The 17,661-nt window shown below is 60.5% G+C and carries 12 protein-coding genes and 1 pseudogene; 5 read left to right on the top strand and 8 right to left on the bottom strand.

The window, feature by feature from the left end:
• Nucleotides 1–298: 298 nt before the first annotated feature.
• Entirely contained in the window at nt 299–1,762 is a 1,464-nt protein-coding gene (locus tag AO064_RS02695) for a glyceraldehyde-3-phosphate dehydrogenase (RefSeq protein ID WP_012722855.1), read from the bottom strand.
• A gap of 340 nt (nt 1,763–2,102) precedes the next feature.
• On the opposite strand from AO064_RS02695, the gene mfd reads away from it, so the two are divergent.
• The 3 genes from mfd to AO064_RS02680 are packed head-to-tail and all read left to right on the top strand — an operon-like array spanning nt 2,103 to nt 8,833.
• On the top strand, nt 2,103–5,552 hold the full coding sequence (gene mfd, locus AO064_RS02690; protein WP_012722854.1) for a transcription-repair coupling factor: 3,450 nt from the start codon (nt 2,103–2,105) through the stop codon (nt 5,550–5,552).
• An 11-nt stretch (nt 5,553–5,563) separates the two neighbouring features.
• Nucleotides 5,564–6,130: a CsiV family protein gene (locus tag AO064_RS02685; RefSeq protein ID WP_064052300.1), complete on the top strand. Its 567-nt coding sequence runs from the start codon at nt 5,564–5,566 to the stop codon at nt 6,128–6,130.
• Nucleotides 6,131–6,139: 9 nt separating this feature from the next.
• Nucleotides 6,140–8,833: a DEAD/DEAH box helicase gene (locus AO064_RS02680; RefSeq protein WP_064052299.1), complete on the top strand. Its 2,694-nt coding sequence runs from the start codon at nt 6,140–6,142 to the stop codon at nt 8,831–8,833.
• Between the two features lie 112 nt (nt 8,834–8,945).
• Here the strand turns inward: AO064_RS02680 and nagZ are convergent, their stop codons facing one another.
• Nucleotides 8,946–9,956: a beta-N-acetylhexosaminidase gene (gene nagZ / locus AO064_RS02675; protein ID WP_064052298.1), complete on the bottom strand. Its 1,011-nt coding sequence runs from the start codon at nt 9,954–9,956 to the stop codon at nt 8,946–8,948.
• A 136-nt stretch (nt 9,957–10,092) separates the two neighbouring features.
• Nucleotides 10,093–10,717, bottom strand: a pseudogene (locus AO064_RS02670) (TetR/AcrR family transcriptional regulator).
• A 263-nt stretch (nt 10,718–10,980) separates the two neighbouring features.
• Here AO064_RS02670 and lexA point away from each other — a divergent pair.
• Together lexA and sulA are read left to right on the top strand one after the other, a co-directional pair.
• Entirely contained in the window at nt 10,981–11,589 is a 609-nt protein-coding gene (lexA, locus tag AO064_RS02665; protein ID WP_003172575.1) for a transcriptional repressor LexA, read from the top strand.
• A gap of 10 nt (nt 11,590–11,599) precedes the next feature.
• Entirely contained in the window at nt 11,600–12,073 is a 474-nt protein-coding gene (gene sulA, locus AO064_RS02660) for an SOS-induced cell division inhibitor SulA (protein WP_012722849.1), read from the top strand.
• Between the two features lie 336 nt (nt 12,074–12,409).
• Here sulA and AO064_RS02655 read toward each other — a convergent pair whose 3' ends face one another.
• The 5 genes from AO064_RS02655 to fadA all read right to left on the bottom strand — a co-directional run bounded on the left by AO064_RS02655 (nt 12,410) and on the right by fadA (nt 17,655).
• A complete protein-coding gene (locus AO064_RS02655; RefSeq protein WP_010212068.1) occupies nt 12,410–12,643 on the bottom strand; it encodes a hypothetical protein in 234 nt (77 codons plus the stop codon).
• A 118-nt stretch (nt 12,644–12,761) separates the two neighbouring features.
• On the bottom strand, nt 12,762–13,283 hold the full coding sequence (locus tag AO064_RS02650; RefSeq protein WP_012722847.1) for a DUF6586 family protein: 522 nt from the start codon (nt 13,281–13,283) through the stop codon (nt 12,762–12,764).
• Nucleotides 13,284–13,409: 126 nt separating this feature from the next.
• Nucleotides 13,410–16,031 (bottom strand): type I DNA topoisomerase, encoded by a 2,622-nt coding sequence (gene topA / locus AO064_RS02645; RefSeq protein ID WP_064052297.1) that lies wholly within the window; start codon nt 16,029–16,031, stop codon nt 13,410–13,412.
• A 114-nt stretch (nt 16,032–16,145) separates the two neighbouring features.
• Nucleotides 16,146–16,382, bottom strand: coding sequence for a DUF1653 domain-containing protein (locus AO064_RS02640; RefSeq protein ID WP_010212074.1), 237 nt, complete (start codon nt 16,380–16,382; stop codon nt 16,146–16,148).
• 97 nt (nt 16,383–16,479) lie between these two features.
• The gene (gene fadA / locus AO064_RS02635; protein WP_012722845.1) at nt 16,480–17,655 is read right to left on the bottom strand and encodes an acetyl-CoA C-acyltransferase FadA; all 1,176 of its coding nucleotides are present in this window, start codon (nt 17,653–17,655) and stop codon (nt 16,480–16,482) included.
• Nucleotides 17,656–17,661: the final 6 nt, after the last annotated feature.

The following is a 17,661-nucleotide window of genomic DNA, read 5'->3' as shown; positions in this document are numbered from 1 at the left end:
AACCGGCATCCCTGCCGGTTTACCCCCCAAATCCCTGTCGAATTCCGGCCAGCGTGTTTGACGGGGCGCCTGAGATCAAAAGCAAGATCAACAGCGGCTCGCTTTGCATCGTGGTTACCGTGGTTGCTACAGTGTTGTGCAGATAATTATGCCCATCGGAGCAAGCCCCCTCCCACATTGAAATGCGATCAACTGTGGGAGGGGGCTTGCCCCCGATGAGGCCCTGCCAGCCTGCACAAAATCCCCAGCCATAAAAAAGCCCCGAACCAGTCGGGGCTTTTTCATTTATTGCTGATGCTTAGCGCGGGAACGCAGGCGGGTTGACCCCAGCCATGTCTTCCATCACGCGAACCACCTGGCAGCTGTAGCCGAACTCGTTGTCGTACCACACGTACAGGACAACGCGGTTGTCTTGGCTGATGGTCGCTTCCGCGTCCACCACACCGGCGTGGCGCGAGCCAACGAAGTCGGTGGAAACCACTTCCTGGGAATTAACGAAGTCGATTTGCTTGTGCAGATCGGAGTGCAGCGCCATGTAGCGCAGGTACTCGTTCATCTCTTCGCGGGTGGCGGCTTTCTCAAGGTTCAGGTTGAGGATGGCCATCGACACGTTCGGCGTCGGTACACGGATCGCGTTACCGGTCAGCTTGCCGGCCAGCTCAGGCAGGGCCTTGGCAGCAGCGGTGGCAGCACCGGTCTCGGTGATCACCATGTTCAACGCGGCGCTACGACCACGACGATCGCCCTTGTGGAAATTGTCGATCAGGTTCTGGTCGTTGGTGTACGAGTGAACGGTTTCGACGTGGCCGTTGACGATGCCGAACTTGTCATTCACTGCCTTCAGCACCGGCACGATGGCGTTGGTGGTGCAGGAAGCGGCGGAGACGATCTTGTCGTCAGCAGTGATTTCAGCGTGGTTGATGCCGTGAACGATGTTCTTCAGCTTGCCTTTGCCAGGCGCGGTGAGGACAACGCGATCGACACCCGGGCAGGCCAAGTGCTGGCCCAGGCCTTCGGCGTCACGCCATACGCCGGTGTTATCCACCAGCAAGGCGTCCTTGATGCCGTACTGGGTGTAATCCACCTCGGACGGGTTCTTCGCGTAGATCACCTGGATCAGGTTACCGTTGGCGGTAATGGTGTTGTTTTCTTCGTCGATGACGATGGTGCCGTTGAACGGACCGTGTACCGAATCGCGGCGCAGCAGGCTGGCACGCTTGGTCAGGTCGTTCTCGGCGCCTTTGCGCACCACGATGGCACGCAGGCGTAGGCCGTCGCCGCCACCGGTTTTTTCGATCAGGATGCGCGCCAGCAGGCGGCCGATACGACCGAAGCCGTACAGCACGACGTCGGTGCCTTTACGGGCCGCGGCGTTTTGCTGGCCGACCACATCGGCCATCTCTTCACGCACGAACTGCTCGGCGGTACGGCCGGCGCCTTCTTTGCGGAATTTGTAGGCCAGCTTGCCCAGGTCTACCGAGGCCGCGCCGAGCTTGAGCTCGCTCATGGCTTTGAGCAGTGGGAATGTTTCGTGGACGGAGAGTTCGCTGTCGTCGGCGGAACGGTGACGCGCAAAGCGGTGGGCTTTGAGAATCGCGATGACAGACTGGTTGATCAGGCTGCGGCCATAGATCGAGCTCACCACATTGTTATTGCGGTACAGCTGACCGATAAGCGGGATCATCGCTTCTGCGAGTGCTTCACGGTCGATCCATTCACCAAGACACTGGTCGGGCTTCTGAGTCACGGGAACCTTCCACATGTAGGGGCTGAAAAAAGGGGCTACATTATGCCGCCCGACCGTCCTCGGAGCAATGCGCGTCCTACAACAAAAACCCCTTGCCAAAAAATACCGCCGCGCTGCAGCCCAGTAAATACGCGGGTTCCAGAAAGCCAATCATTGGGGACGCAGACCAACTTGTCCGTAACCCTCCTAAACAATCGCGCATTTCGGCACTACATATTGAGTCAAAACACGCCATTGTTTGTCTTAGCCACTACATTTCCTACAAACCGTAATAGGCTCAGTCAGAAACTGACAGGCGGCACCTTGGGCCGTTACAATTACCGACTTTGTCGCAACGCTTGGAGCTCAACCTTCCGTGCCCGTTCTGCGTCTACCGCTTCTCCCTGCCGCGGCAGGTAAACAGCACTGGGGCAACCTGCCCGGTGCCGCCCTGAGCCTGGCCATCGCCGAGGCTGCCAGCGCAGCCAAGCGCTTTACCCTGCTGCTCACCGCCGACAGCCAAAGCGCCGAACGGTTGGAGCAGGAGCTGAGCTTCTTCGCCCCCGATTTGCCGGTGCTGCATTTCCCCGACTGGGAAACCCTGCCCTACGACCTGTTCTCGCCGCACCAGGACATCATTTCCCAGCGCATCGCCAGCCTGTACCGCCTGCCGGAACTGGCCCACGGCGTGCTGGTGGTGCCGATCACCACTGCGTTGCATCGCCTGGCGCCGACCAAGTTCCTGCTGGGCAGCAGCCTGGTCCTGGATATTGGCCAGAAGCTCGACGTCGAGCAGATGCGCACACGCCTGGAAGCCAGCGGCTACCGCTGCGTCGACACCGTGTACGAACACGGTGAGTTCGCAGTGCGCGGGGCCCTGATCGACCTGTTCCCGATGGGCAGCAAACTGCCGTACCGCATCGACCTGTTCGATGACGAGATCGAGACCCTGCGCACCTTCGATCCGGAAAACCAGCGATCCATCGACAAAGTCGACTCGATCAAGCTGCTGCCTGCGCGGGAATTTCCATTACAGAAAGATGCGGTCACGCGCTTCAAGGCGCGCTTCCGTGAGCGCTTCGACGTCGACTTCCGTCGCTGTCCGATCTTCCAGGACTTGAGCAGTGGGATTACACCGGCCGGTATCGAGTACTACCTGCCGCTGTTCTTCGACGAAACCTCCACCCTGTTCGACTACCTGCCACAGGACACCCAAGTGTTCTCGCTGCCGGGTATCGAGCAAGCAGCGGAAAACTTCTGGAACGACGTGCGTAACCGTTACGAAGAACGCCGCGTCGATCCCTCCCGTCCGTTATTACCGCCCGCCGAGCTGTTCCTGCCGGTGGAAGACTGCTTTGCCCGTCTTAAAAACTGGCCCCGCGTGGTCGCCAGCCAACAGGATGTGGACGCCGGCAGCGGCCGCGAGCGCTTCCCGGCGGGCACACTGCCGGACCTGGCAATCCAGGCCAAAGCCACACAACCGCTGGAAGCGCTGTCCAACTTCCTCGGCGACTTCCCTGGCCGCGTGCTGTTTACCGCCGAGTCCGCCGGGCGCCGTGAAGTGCTGCTGGAGCTGCTCGAACGCCTGAAGCTGCGACCGAAAACCGTCGACAGCTGGCCGGACTTCGTCAAGAGCAAAGAACGCTTGGCGATCACCATCGCGCCGCTGGATGAAGGCCTGCTGCTGGACGACCCGGCCCTGGCGCTGATCGCCGAGAGCCCGCTGTTCGGGCAGCGCGTGATGCAACGCCGTCGCCGCGAAAAACGCGCAGACGCCAACAACGACGCGGTGATCAAGAACCTCACCGAACTGCGCGAAGGCGCGCCGGTGGTGCATATCGACCACGGCGTCGGACGCTACCTGGGCCTGCAGACCCTGGAGATCGATAACCAGGCCGCCGAATTCCTCACCATGGAATACGCCGAGGGCGCCAAGCTCTACGTGCCGGTGGCCAGCCTGCACCTGATCGCCCGTTACACCGGCAGCGACGATGCCCTGGCACCGCTGCACCGCCTGGGCTCCGAGACTTGGCAGAAAGCCAAGCGCAAAGCCGCCGAACAGGTGCGCGACGTCGCCGCCGAACTGCTCGACATCTATGCACGCCGCGCCGCACGCGAAGGTTATGCGTTCGCCGACCCGAAAGCCGACTACGCGACCTTCAGCGCCGGTTTCGCCTTTGAAGAAACTCCCGACCAGCAAACCACCATCGAAGCGGTGCGCGCCGACATGCTCGCGCCCAAGCCGATGGACCGCCTGGTATGCGGCGACGTCGGCTTCGGCAAGACCGAAGTGGCGATGCGCGCGGCTTTCATTGCAGTGCATGGCGGCAAGCAAGTGGCGATCCTGGTGCCCACCACCCTGCTCGCCCAGCAGCACTACAACAGCTTCCGCGACCGCTTTGCCGACTGGCCGGTGACCGTGGAAGTGATGAGCCGCTTCAAGTCGGCCAAGGAAGTGAATGCAGCCATCGCCGATTTGGCCGAAGGCAAGATCGACATCGTGATCGGCACGCACAAGCTGCTGTCGGACGATGTGAAGATCAAGAACCTGGGCCTGGTAATCATCGACGAAGAACACCGTTTTGGCGTGCGCCAGAAGGAACAACTCAAGGCCCTGCGCAGCGAGGTCGACATTCTGACCCTCACTGCCACGCCGATTCCGCGCACGCTGAACATGGCGGTGTCGGGCATGCGCGACCTGTCGATCATCGCCACGCCACCGGCGCGTCGCTTGTCGGTGCGCACCTTCGTGATGGAGCAAAACAAAAGCACGGTGAAAGAAGCGCTGCTGCGAGAACTGCTGCGCGGCGGGCAGGTGTACTACCTGCACAACGACGTGAAGACCATCGAGAAGTGCGCCGCCGACCTCGCCGAACTGGTACCGGAAGCGCGCATTGCCATCGGCCACGGACAGATGCGCGAGCGCGATCTCGAACAGGTGATGAGCGACTTCTACCACAAGCGCTTCAACGTGTTGATCGCCTCTACCATCATCGAGACCGGCATCGACGTGCCGAGCGCCAACACCATCATCATCGAGCGCGCCGACAAGTTTGGCCTGGCGCAGCTGCACCAGTTGCGCGGCCGGGTCGGGCGCAGTCACCACCAGGCGTATGCGTATTTGCTCACGCCACCGCGCCAGCAGATCACTTCCGACGCGGAAAAGCGCCTGGAAGCCATCGCCAACACCCAGGACCTGGGCGCCGGTTTTGTGCTGGCCACCAACGACCTGGAAATCCGTGGTGCCGGCGAACTGCTGGGCGACGGCCAGAGCGGGCAGATCCAGGCGGTCGGTTTCACCCTGTATATGGAAATGCTTGAACGCGCGGTGAAAGCGATCCGCAAGGGTGAGCAACCGAATCTTGATCAACCGCTGGGCGGTGGCCCGGAAATCAACCTGCGCTTGCCGGCGCTGATCCCCGAAGACTACCTGCCGGACGTGCATGCGCGGCTGATCCTGTACAAACGCATCGCCTCGGCCACCGACGAAGAAGGCCTCAAGGACCTGCAAGTGGAGATGATCGACCGCTTCGGCCTGCTGCCGGAACCGACCAAGAACCTGGTGCGCCTGACCCTACTCAAATTGCAGGCCGAGCAGCTGGGGATCAAGAAGGTCGATGCCGGGCCGCAGGGTGGGCGCATCGAGTTCGAAGCGCAGACGCCGGTGGACCCGTTGGTGCTGATCAGGCTGATCCAGGGCCAGCCCAACCGCTACAAGTTCGAAGGGGCTACGCTGTTCAAGTTCATGGTGCCGATGGAACGTGCCGAAGAACGCTTTAATACATTGGAGGCGTTGTTCGAACGCCTCATCCCGAAATCTGCTTGAAGGACGCCCCAATGCGCCTGTTCCGCATTTTGAGCCTGTTGTTGGTGGTCGTGGCACCTACGGCGTTTGCCGACAGCCCGTACCAGGTGGAAATGATCCTGGTGCGCCAGAACGCCGAGCCGGTGATCAACAGCCGCGCCGCGCCGGAAAACTGGGATGCTGGCGCAGCGCGTCTGGGCGATAAACTGAGCCCGCCGCGCTTGTCCAACATTGTCGATAAGTTGCGTGCCGACTCCTCCTACACGGTGCTGTTGCACAAGGCGTGGGAACAGAACCTGGGGGAGCAGCCGGCCAAAGTCGCAATCTCTGACGGCCAGGAGCAGTTTGGTCAGTTTCCTATCGAGGGTGTTTTGAGCCTGCAACTGGGTCGCTTCACGGACATCGACGCGGACTTTTGGATCAACACGTTCGACAGTAATGGCAGCGTGATCGCCAGCGAACACTTCGCCCAGAAGGACGTGCGCACCAAGAACAACCAGCTCAACTACCTGGACGGCGGCCACTTGGCGCTGTTGATCAAGATCACCTCGTTGACCGCCAAGCCACCCAGCGCACCACCGCCCGATATCCAGGACTGATCCAGCGCCATGCCCCTGACGTCGTCGCTGACCAAACCCCTGGCCCCTTCATGGGCCAATCGCTTCAAAGAGCAAAGTCTGGAGCGCGGGCGCCGTTATGCCCTGGAGAACCGGGTGCGCATCGTCGAATGCGGCGACAGCACCATCGTCGCCAGTTGCGAAGGCTCGGGCGGCAACGTTTATCGGCAGACCATCTCACTGCGCGAGTCGGCCAAGGGCACGCTGATCCTGGTGGACAGCCGCTGTACCTGCCCGGTGCACACCAACTGCAAACACATCGCGGCGGTGCTGCTCAAAGTCCAGGAAACTCTGGCCTACCCGGCCGCTGCACAGGATGCCGAGCTGCTGGAAAAACTCCAGGCTGTACTGGAAAACCGCGTGGCGTTGCCGCAGGTGGTCATGGAGGATGTAGTGCCCGTGCCGCGCTTGTGGCTGGCCAGTGTCGAGTTCAGTGCCTTTGAACCGCGCAATGGCAAGATGCAGCGCTACATCCAGCACCGTGCGGCGCTGTCGTTCAACTACTTGGGCAACTATGTCAGCGGGCAGAAAAACGCCGACATCATCGTGCGCCAGGACACCCAGAGCCTGCGGATCAAGCGGCATCCGGAGCTGGAACAGCCGTACCGCGAACAACTGCGCCTGCTCGGCTTCAAGATCGCCACACGCCAGAGCAAAGCCTTGCCGGAAAGCGCTGGCGAGTTGTTCGAGATGGTCAATGACAGCGCGTGGCTCAACTTCACCCTCAACGCATCACCCACCTTACGGGCCGAGGGCTGGGAGCTGCAGATCGATGAGGACTTCGGCTTCGACCTGAGCACCGTCGATGACTGGTACGCCACCGTCGATGACGGGCCGGAGCGCGATTGGTTCGACTTGGAGCTGGGCATTATCGTCAACGGCGAGCGGCTGAGCCTGCTGCCGATCCTGCTGAACCTGATGCGTTCCCACACCGAGATCCTCAACCCGGAAAAACTCGCACGCCGTCGCGATGAAGAACTGATCCTGGTAAACATTCCCGGCCTGCCCAACGGCGGCCATGGCCCGCTGCAAGTGGCGCTGCCTTACGGCCGGCTGAAACCGGTGCTGGCGACCCTCGGCGAGTTCTACTTGCAGGAAGCCGGCACCACCACGCTGCGCCTGGCCAAGGCCGATGCGATTCGCTTGAACCCGCTCGAAGACCTGCCGCTGCAATGGGAAGGTGGCGAGAAGATACGCAACTTCGCCCAGCGCCTGCGGGATATCAAGGATTTCACCTGCGTAGCGCCGGAAGGGTTGAACGCGACGTTACGCCCGTACCAGCTGGAAGGCTTGAGCTGGATGCAGTCACTGCGCCAGCTCGATGTAGGCGGGATACTTGCGGATGACATGGGCCTGGGTAAAACCCTGCAAACCTTGGCGCATATTCTCACTGAAAAAATCGCCGGGCGCCTGGATCGGCCCTGCATGGTGGTGATGCCCACCAGCTTGATTCCCAATTGGCTCGATGAGGCGGCGCACTTCACCCCACAGCTCAAGGTACTGGCGCTGTATGGCGCGACACGTAAGAAACATTTTGCCAACCTGAACGACTACGACCTGCTGCTGACCACCTACGCGCTGCTGCCCAAGGACATCGAACAGCTCGCGGCGCTGCCCCTGCATGTGCTGATCCTGGATGAAGCGCAGTACATCAAGAACCCTTCCAGCAAAGCGGCCCAGGCGGCGCGCGAGTTGAATGCGCGGCAACGCTTGTGCCTCAGCGGCACGCCACTGGAAAACCACTTGGGTGAGCTGTGGTCGTTGTTTCATTTCCTCCTGCCGGGCTGGCTGGGCGACGTGAAAAGCTTCAACCGCGATTACCGCGTGCCCATCGAAAAGCGCGCCAGCGATGTACGATTGCAGCACCTCAACGGCCGGATAAAACCCTTCCTGCTGCGCCGCACCAAGGAACAGGTGGCCACGGAGTTGCCGCCCAAGACCGAGATCATCCACTGGGTCGACCTCAATGAGGCCCAGCGCGACGTGTACGAAACCATGCGCCTGGCCATGGACAAGAAGGTGCGTGACGAGATCACCCGCAAGGGTGTGGCACGCAGCCAAATCATCATTCTTGAGGCGCTGCTGAAGCTGCGCCAGGTGTGCTGCGACCTGCGCCTGGTCAACGACGCCACCCTGCCCGCCCGTGGCAGCAGCTCGGGCAAGCTCGACAGTTTGATGACGATGCTCGAGGAGCTGTTTGAAGAAGGCCGGCGGATCCTGCTGTTTTCCCAGTTCACCTCGATGCTGAGCCTGATCGAAGTCGAGCTTAAAAAGCGCGGCGTTGCCTACGCCTTGTTGACCGGCCAGACCCGCGATCGGCGCACGCCGGTGAAGGACTTCCAGAGCGGCAAGCTGCAGATTTTTCTGATCAGCCTGAAGGCCGGCGGTGTAGGCCTGAACCTGACGGAAGCCGACACGGTGATCCACTACGACCCATGGTGGAACCCGGCCACGGAGAACCAGGCCACCGACCGCGCGTATCGCATCGGGCAGGAGAAGCCGGTGTTCGTGTACAAGATGATTGCCCGAGGCACGGTGGAGGAGAAAATCCAGCACCTGCAGAAGGAAAAGTCCGATCTGGCAGCGGGCGTGCTGGATGGGCGTACTACCGGAGACTGGCAGCTGGGCAACGAGGATATTGAAGCGCTGTTTGCGCCGTTGCCCCACAAACAGGAAAAGCGCTGACTGTCAGATCGCTATCGCAGGCAAGCCAGCTCCCACAGGTGACCGCGTTTCTTCAAGATAACTGCGGTCGAATGTGGGAGCTGGCTTGCCTGCGATGGGCGCACCGCGGTTTTCAGCCGATCAACTGCGCTTCACGCAGCGCGGTAACTGCCGCCAACCAACGCGGATCCTGCTTGTAGTCCGTCGACGCAATCGCCTGTCCGCGCATGCGTGCGATTCGGGCCGATGGTTTGACCTTCATGCGCTGGGCGGCGGTCAACGCCAACTCGGCAGCCGCGCGATCATTGCACACCAGGCCCATGTCGCAACCCGCCGTCAGCGCCGCTTCGATACGGCTGGCGGCGTCGCCCACCACATGGGCCCCCGCCATCGACAAGTCATCGCTGAAAATCACCCCATCGAACTGCAACTCGCCGCGCAGGATGTCCTGCAACCAGCGGCGCGAGAAACCTGCAGGTTGGTTATCAACCTGCGGGTAGATGACGTGAGCGGGCATCACCGCCGCCAGTTGCTTGCTCAAGCGTGCGAAAGGCACCAGGTCATTGGCGCGAATCTGCTCCAGGCTGCGTTCGTCATTGGGAATCGCGACGTGGGAATCGGCCTCGGCCCAACCATGGCCCGGAAAGTGTTTACCGGTCGCGGCCATGCCCGCGCTGTTCATCCCACGGATAAAGGCACCGGCGAGCACGGCGGCGCGCTCGGGGTCGCCCTCGAAGGATCGGGTGCCGACCACGGCGCTGCGTTGATAGTCCAGATCGAGGACGGGGGCGAAACTCAGGTCCAGGCCCACGGCCAGCATTTCAGTCGCCATGATCCAGCCGCATTGCTCGGCCAGGCGTTCAGCATTGGGCTTGTCCGCCAGCGCACGCATGGCCGGCAGGCGCACAAAACCCTGGCGCAGGCGCTGTACGCGACCGCCTTCCTGGTCAACCGCCAGCAACAGGTCCGGGCGCACGGCACGAATCGCCGCGCTCAACTCCCGCACCTGGCGTGGATGCTCGATATTGCGCGCAAAAATGATCAGGCCGCCCACTTCAGGCTGGCGCAACAGGTGGCGATCCTCGGCCGTCAGCCAGGTACCGGCAACGTCGACCATCAAAGAACCTTGCAGGGCAGCAGTCATAAACCTTCCTTATAGAACGCACACAACCCGTTGCTCTCACCAGGCACAGTGAGAACAACGGGTTGCGAGTAAATAGCTGAATTCGGCATGGGCCGCTAGCTTAGCGGATGCAAGCGGCTGCGCACACCCGGGCGGGTCAAACCTTGGCGGGGGCCGGCGCGGATTTGCTGCGTGGGCGCAGCTGGGCGGCGGCCATGTCCGGGTCGCTCACGCCGGTTTCGGCGCGCATGCCGGCGGCAAGGAACGGCACCATCAGGCGCATGACCTGCTCGATAGAGGTATTCACACCGAAATCGGTTTCGGCAATGGCCCGCAACGCCTTGATCCCGGACATGCTGAACGCGGCAGCCCCCAACATGAAGTGCACACGCCAGAACAGCTCGATCGGCGGAATACGCGGGGCGGCTTCGTTGACCAGCAACATGTAGCGGCGGAAAACCTTGCCGTACATGTCTTCCAAGTAACGCCGCAGGTGGCCCTGGCTTTGACTGAACGCCAAGCCCAACAGGCGCATGAAGATCGACAGGTCGTTGCCGCTGCGGGGCTGAACCACCAGGGCTTGTTCAACGAGGATTTCCAACAGCTCTTCCAAGGTGGGNTTGGATAAGCGCTTTTTTCGAGCCGAAATGGTAATTCACTGCCGCGAGGTTGACGCCAGCCTTGCTGGTAATCAGCCGCAATGAAGTTTCAGCGAATCCTTTTTCCGCGAACAATTGCTCGGCAGCATCGAGAATGCGTTCAACGGTTTCCGACTGGGCCATGGCTACTCCGCCTGACAAACACTTGTTTGAAACATACGTTTCAGGTTGTGTCTTGTCAAGCCTGCGGGTTCGCTTTCCGGCCGGGCAGTCATGTATTTCATCGCTATTTAATCACATCCCTGGCGGTCTGTAGGCAGCGCTATCCCTGCCTTGTAGGAGGTATCCCCTATGACCGTCCAGCGGAGTGGCCAAAAAGGATGATTGCCAAGCGCAGTTCACTGTATATAATCCCAGTCACTGTATAAAAAGACAGAGCGATCAACATGCTAAAACTGACGCCACGCCAAGCTGAGATTCTGGCTTTTATCAAGCGCTGCCTCGATGACAACGGCTACCCGCCGACACGAGCGGAAATTGCGCTGGAACTGGGGTTCAAGTCCCCCAACGCCGCCGAAGAACACCTCAAGGCCCTCGCGCGCAAAGGCGCCATCGAGATGACCCCCGGTGCCTCGCGCGGCATTCGCATCCCTGGCTTCGAAGCCAAGGCCGACGAATCGACCCTGCCGATCATCGGCCGTGTCGCTGCCGGTGCGCCGATCCTGGCGCAGCAGCACGTCGAGGAATCCTGCAACATCAACCCGACCTTCTTCCATCCTCGCGCCGACTACCTGTTGCGGGTCCATGGCATGAGCATGAAGGACGTGGGCATCTTCGACGGTGACCTGCTGGCCGTCCACACCACCCGCGAAGCCCGTAATGGCCAGATCGTCGTCGCCCGTATCGGCGACGAAGTCACCGTCAAACGCTTCAAGCGTGAAGGCAGCAAGGTCTGGCTGTTGGCCGAGAACCCTGAGTTCGCTCCGATTGAAGTGAACCTGAAAGATCAGGACCTGGTGATCGAAGGCTTGAGCGTCGGCGTCATTCGCCGCTAAAGGAGGCATCATGCAGCTCGTGCACACCCCACAACACACACAACTGTCGCTGTTCGAGGCCTTCATGGCCCAACCCCTTGCGCCCATCCTCAAGGAAACGATCGAGGCGCCCTGGAGCGCCGAGCCTGAGGCGTTCAGTGAATTGTCGTTGCGCGGTGCAGCTGGGAGCTGCCTGAGCCTGTTGGCGCCGATCCTTCGCGAATTGAGCGAAGAGCAGGACGCCCGCTGGCTGACGCTGATCGCCCCGCCCGCCAGCCTGACCCAGGCCTGGCTGCGGGACGCGGGCCTCAACCGCGAACGCATCCTGCTGCTGCAACCGCGCGGCGCGCAAAGCGCCCAGCAGTTGACCTGCGAAGCCTTGCGCCTGGGCCGTAGCCACACCGTGGTGAGCTGGCTGAACCCTCTGAATGCTGCGGCCAAGCAACAGCTGATCAGCGCCGCGCGCACGGGCGATGCTCAGAGCTTGAATATTCGATTGGGATAAAAGTACGGACTTTGCGTGGGGTGTGCAGGCTTACTGTGGTTTGCAGGCTTGTTATGCTGACCGGGCTTACTGTGGTTTGCAGGCTTCTTATAGTGAGCAGGTTTGTTGTGGTGAGCGGGCTTGCCCCGCGCTGGACTGCGATGCAGTCCTAAATCGATTTAATGCGGTACATCAGGTATTCCGCGGTGCTTGGTTTTGGGGCCGCTTCGCAGCCCAGCGCGGGGCAAGCCCGCTCACCACAACAGCCCAGCTCACCACGACAAGCCCAGCCCACAACCACAAGCCCACTCACCACAACAGCCCCGCTGGCCAAAACTTGCACGCTCGTCACAGACCTCAGTGAAGAACGCGTGGCCCGTCTTCTTTCTCCGGCTCGCCTTCTGCAAGGCGACCTGCCATCTGCACACCCACGCTCAACATGGCTTTTGCCACTTCCACGTGCTGGCCCTGCAGGAACACTTTGGCGTCCTCGGAAAAATCCAGAATAACCAGAGAACCTTCGTCCTCAGCCCGGCGCAGCTCGATTCGGCCGTCGGGCAACTCAACAATTTCCAGAAAGGACGTCGGCATAAAAGTCTGTTCTCCACGAAAGGCCGGGATTATATCAGTCATCTGCCCGGCTTCGTTGAGGTTCTGAAGAGGTTTCTTTACGGCTTGATGAACGGCGCCATATGAATCCGACCAACGTTCAGCACTCGTTTAAACCTTCACGAAAGCGCAACGCCATCTTTTTCAGCTCCTGACGCCAGCCTTCCAACTCTTCGCGACTCAGAGGCTTGGGCTCTTCCTCTTCCAACGCAACCGCCACGATCAAGGGCTGGGTCACATCGCCCTTGGGCACATGGGGAACACGGGGCGGCTGAAACATATCCGCATGGGCCTTAAGCAGACGCGCGACCCAGCTGTCAGGGCTCTGGGCCATTTCCACCAACTCGGCCAGCTCAGGGATCGCCATGCTTTCCAGCACTTCACGATTCATGATCATTTCCGCACGGGGCGAACCGGCCTGGGGCAAGCGGTAGAACCCGGCGATCTCATGACACAAGCCCAGTAACGCACCATACAGGTGGAACAACGCGGCTTCACGCCCAGCCTGAACCAGCGCAATCGCGTTCATCTCCTTCCCTTCCTCGGCACGGCCAAGGGCTTCCAGGGACAAACCCGCGAAGTAAATTTTTTGATTGGTACGGGTATAGAGTTCGTTGGCCATGACGGCAATCTCCACAACGAATAAGCGTGATGCTGGCTGAACAGTGTCACGGATCGGCCGAGTGCACTGCAAGGGCAAAAAAAGGCCGCCTGTGCAGGCGGCCTTTGTCATTGGCAGATTAACCGATCAAGCGCCCTGGCGCTTATCCTCGACCTTCCACTTGCCGCCGTCGTAGAACGCTTTCCAGCCGGTAGGCTTACCGTCCACTTCGGTCTGCACGTACTGTTCCTTGGTCTTGCGGCTGTAGCGGATCACGGCTGGACGACCATCCGGGTCCTTCTTCGGCGCTTCACACAGGAAGTGGTACTTCGGATCGATCTCATCCTTGTGCGGCACGATCTCCAGCACCAGCGGTGCACGGGTCTCGCGGTTTTTCGGGAACTGGCTGGCCGCCAGGAACAACCCCGAAGCGCCGTCACGCAGGATGTAGGTGTCGTTGACCTTCTCGCACTTGAGTTCGGGCATCTTCACCGGGTCCATCTTGGGCGGCGCCGCGTCACCGCTTTTCAGCAGTTTGCGGGTGTTCTTGCACGTCGGGTTGGTGCAGCCGAAGAACTTGCCGAAACGACCGGTCTTGAGCTGCATCTCGCTGCCGCACTTGTCGCATTCCAGGCTCGGACCTTCATAGCCCTTGATGCGGTAGGTGCCTTCTTCGATCTCGTAGCCGTTGCAATCCGGGTTGTTACCGCAGATGTGCAGCTTGTGCTTCTCGTCCAGCAGGTAGGCGTCCATCGCCGTGCTGCAGATCGGGCAACGGTGCTTGCCACGCAATACCAGCGACTCGGATTCACCCTCATCGTCAGCCGCGATTTCATCGCCCGGCACCAGGTTGACGGTGGCCTTGCAGCGCTCTTTCGGCGGCAGGCTGTAGCCCGAGCAACCGAGGAAAACGCCGGTGGACGCCGTACGAATCTGCATAGGGCGGCCGCAGGTCAGGCACGGGATGTCGGTCATCACCGGCTGGTTGGCACGCATGCCGCTCTCAGGGCTTTCGGCCACTTCGAGTTTCTTCTTGAAGTCGCCGTAGAACTCGTCCAGCACGTTTTTCCAGTCGCGCTCGCCCTGGGCGACGTCATCGAGGTTCTCTTCCATACCGGCGGTAAAGCCGTAGTCCATCAGGTTGGAGAAGCTCTCGGACAGGCGCTCGGTGACGATGTCGCCCATCTTTTCCGAATAGAAACGACGGTTGTGCAACGCCACGTAGCCGCGATCCTGGATGGTGGAGATGATCGCCGCGTAGGTCGAAGGACGACCGATACCGCGTTTTTCCATCTCTTTTACCAGACTGGCTTCCGAGTAACGCGCCGGTGGCTTGGTGAAGTGCTGGGACGGGTCGAGCTTGATCAGCTTCAACGTGTCGCCCTGGGCCATGTCCGGCAGCACATCGTCATCGCCTGGCTTGGCGATCTGCGGCATCACGCGGGTGTAACCGTCGAACTTGAGGATACGGCCCTTGGCGCGCAGCTCGAAGTCGCCAGCACCCACGCTCACGGTGGTGGACAGGTATTGCGCCGGCAGCATCTGGCAGGCCAGGAACTGGCGCCAGATCAGCTCGTAGAGGCGCTCGGCGTCGCGCTCCATGCCACTGAGCTTGCTTGGCTCGGTGTTGGCGTCCGAAGGACGAATCGCTTCGTGAGCCTCCTGTGCGCCTTCCTTGCTGCTGTAGACGTTCGGCTTCTCCGGCAGGTATTTCTTGCCGAACTCGCTTTCAATGTAAGTACGCGCCATCGCGACCGCGTCCACCGACAGGTTGGTGGAGTCGGTACGCATATAGGTGATGTAGCCGGCTTCGTACAGACGCTGGGCCATCATCATGGTTTTCTTCACCCCGAAGCCCAGGCGGTTGCTCGCGGCCTGTTGCAGGGTGGAGGTGATGAACGGTGCCGATGGCTTGCTGCTGGTGGGTTTGTCTTCACGCTTGAAGATGCTGTAGCTGGACGCCTTGAGCTTTTCCAGCGCAGCCATGGCCTGGGCTTCGTTCAGCGGCTTGAAGGCCTCACCTTTCTCGCGGGCCACTTCAAAGCGCACATTGGCGCCCTTGGCGGTGCCGAGGTCGGCGTGGACTTCCCAATACTCTTCGGGGTTGAACGCACGGATCTCGCGCTCACGCTCCACCACCAGCTTTACCGCGACCGATTGCACACGGCCGGCGGACAGGCCACGGGCGATCTTGGCCCACAACAGTGGCGAGACCATGTAACCCACGACGCGGTCGAGGAAGCGACGCGCTTGCTGTGCGTTGACACGGTCGATGTCCAGTTCGCCCGGCTTGGAGAAGGCTTCCTGGATGGCTTTCTTGGTGATTTCGTTGAACACCACACGCTTGTAGCGGCTGTCGTCGCCGCCAATGGCTTCCCGCAGGTGCCAGGCAATGGCTTCCCCTTCGCGGTCCAAGTCCGTTGCGAGATAGATGGTGTCGGCATCTTTGGCGAGCCGGCGCAGCTCTTCGATGACCTTTTCCTTGCCCGGAAGGATTTCGTACTTGGCCTTCCAGCCATGATCCGGGTCCACACCCATGCGTGAGACCAGCTGCTTGCGCGCTTTCTCTTTAGGCGTGAGTACCGGACCTTCGCCCGCGGCGGCCTTGCCGCGCTTGGCGGCAGGCTCCTTGCTGGCGCTAGCCGAACCGCTGGTGGGCAGGTCTCGGATATGGCCGATACTCGACTTCACCACGTACTCGTTGCCCAAGTACTTGTTGATGGTCTTGGCCTTAGCCGGGGATTCCACAATGACCAGCGATTTGCCCATGGATCGGAAAATTCCTGAATTCGAGAAGTGAAAGGCAGTTGGCGCCTGACGCGGCAACGCTATATATAGTGGCAACAAGGTGAGGTCAAGCGCAGTATTCTGCGCGGCCTGCCGTTATTGCCCTGAAAAAAGACTGGGTTCGGCCTGCACCAAAGCAAAGCGTGGGACCTGTTCGCCGTCAACTTCGACGGTCTCCAGGAACATGCTCAATGGGCGCACCCAAAAGCCGTAATCGCCATACAGTGCTTGGTAGAACACCACTTCTTCTTCGGTCTCGGAGTGCCGCGCCACACTGAAAACGCGGTACTGCGGACCTTTATAATGCTGGTAGAGCCCTGGTTCGACTTTCATGCTCTGGCCCTCTTACAAAATTTGTTAAAAAAAAAATACAAAACCGCCAAAAAACAAAAACCGGGGCACTGGGCCCCGGCTTCCGTCAACCCAACGCTTAGATGCGTTCGAAGACGGTGGAAATGCCTTGGCCGAGACCAATGCACATGGTGGCTACCCCGAGGTTGCCGCCATTTTGCTTCATCACGTTAAGCAAAGTGCCGGAGATACGCGCACCGGAGCAACCAAATGGGTGGCCCAGGGCAATCGCGCCGCCGTGCAGGTTAACCTTCTCATTCATCTTGTCGAGCACTTTCAAATCTTTCAGCACGGGCAGGGCCTGTGCGGCGAAAGCTTCATTGAGCTCGAAGAAGTCGATATCCGAGATGGTCAGGCCCGCGCGCTTCAAGGCTTTTTGTGTGGCCGGTACTGGACCATAGCCCATGATCGCCGGGTCCACACCCGCCACTGCCATCGAACGGATCACGGCCAGCGGTTGGATACCCAGGTCCTGGGCACGCTGCGCCGACATCACGATCATGCACGAGGCACCGTCGGTGATTTGCGACGAAGTACCGGCGGTCACGGTGCCGCCCTTTGGATTGAACGCCGGCTTAAGAGCCGCCAGGCTTTCCAGGGTGGTATCCGGACGAATGGTTTCGTCGTAATCGAACAGTTTGAGGAAACCGTTCTCGTCATAACCGTTCATCGGGATGATTTCATCCTTGAACTTGCCTTCCACGGTCGCCTTGTGGGCGAGTTGGTGCGAGCGCAGGCCGAACGCATCCTGGGCTTCACGGGTAATGCCGTGCATTTTGCCGAGCATTTCCGCGGTCAGGCCCATCATGCCCGAGGCTTTTGCCGCGTACAGCGACATGTGCGGGTTAGGATCGACGCCGTGCATCATGCTGACGTGGCCCATGTGCTCCACACCGCCGACCACGAACACATCACCGTTGCCGGTCATGATTGCCTGGGCGGCAGTGTGCAGCGCGCTCATCGACGAACCGCACAGGCGGCTCACGGTCTGGCCGGCGGCGGTGTGCGGGATCTGAGTCATCAGCGACGCCATGCGCGCGATGTTCCAGCCCTGCTCCAGGGTCTGGTTGACGCAGCCCCAGATCACGTCTTCGACTTCGTTCGGGTCGACCTTGACGTTGCGCTCCAGCAACTTGCTGATCAGGTGTGCCGACATGTCTTCGGCACGGGTGTTGCGGTGCATGCCGCCCTTGGAGCGGCCCATCGGTGTGCGACCGAAGTCGACAATCACCACGTCTCTTGGATTCAAGCTCATAAATAT

It is taken from the genome of Pseudomonas marginalis (assembly GCF_001645105.1).
In the GTDB taxonomy this organism is placed as follows: Bacteria; Pseudomonadota; Gammaproteobacteria; order Pseudomonadales; family Pseudomonadaceae; genus Aquipseudomonas; species Aquipseudomonas petroselini.
This window is presented reverse-complemented; position numbering and strand designations above follow the sequence as displayed.

Bases quoted from the DNA above. Each gene is read 5' to 3' on its own strand.
- AO064_RS02680 (WP_064052299.1), top strand. From the start codon at position 6,140: ATGCCCCTGACGTCGTCGCTGACCAAACCCCTGGCCCCTTCATGGGCC.
- AO064_RS02640 (WP_010212074.1), bottom strand. From the start codon at position 16,382: ATGAAAGTCGAACCAGGGCTCTACCAGCATTATAAAGGTCCGCAGTAC.
- topA (WP_064052297.1), bottom strand. From the start codon at position 16,031: ATGGGCAAATCGCTGGTCATTGTGGAATCCCCGGCTAAGGCCAAGACC.
- AO064_RS02695 (WP_012722855.1), bottom strand. From the start codon at position 1,762: ATGTGGAAGGTTCCCGTGACTCAGAAGCCCGACCAGTGTCTTGGTGAA.
- sulA (WP_012722849.1), top strand. From the start codon at position 11,600: ATGCAGCTCGTGCACACCCCACAACACACACAACTGTCGCTGTTCGAG.
- nagZ (WP_064052298.1), bottom strand. From the start codon at position 9,956: ATGACTGCTGCCCTGCAAGGTTCTTTGATGGTCGACGTTGCCGGTACC.
- AO064_RS02650 (WP_012722847.1), bottom strand. From the start codon at position 13,283: ATGGCCAACGAACTCTATACCCGTACCAATCAAAAAATTTACTTCGCG.
- AO064_RS02655 (WP_010212068.1), bottom strand. From the start codon at position 12,643: ATGCCGACGTCCTTTCTGGAAATTGTTGAGTTGCCCGACGGCCGAATC.
- lexA (WP_003172575.1), top strand. From the start codon at position 10,981: ATGCTAAAACTGACGCCACGCCAAGCTGAGATTCTGGCTTTTATCAAG.
- AO064_RS02685 (WP_064052300.1), top strand. From the start codon at position 5,564: ATGCGCCTGTTCCGCATTTTGAGCCTGTTGTTGGTGGTCGTGGCACCT.
- fadA (WP_012722845.1), bottom strand. From the start codon at position 17,655: ATGAGCTTGAATCCAAGAGACGTGGTGATTGTCGACTTCGGTCGCACA.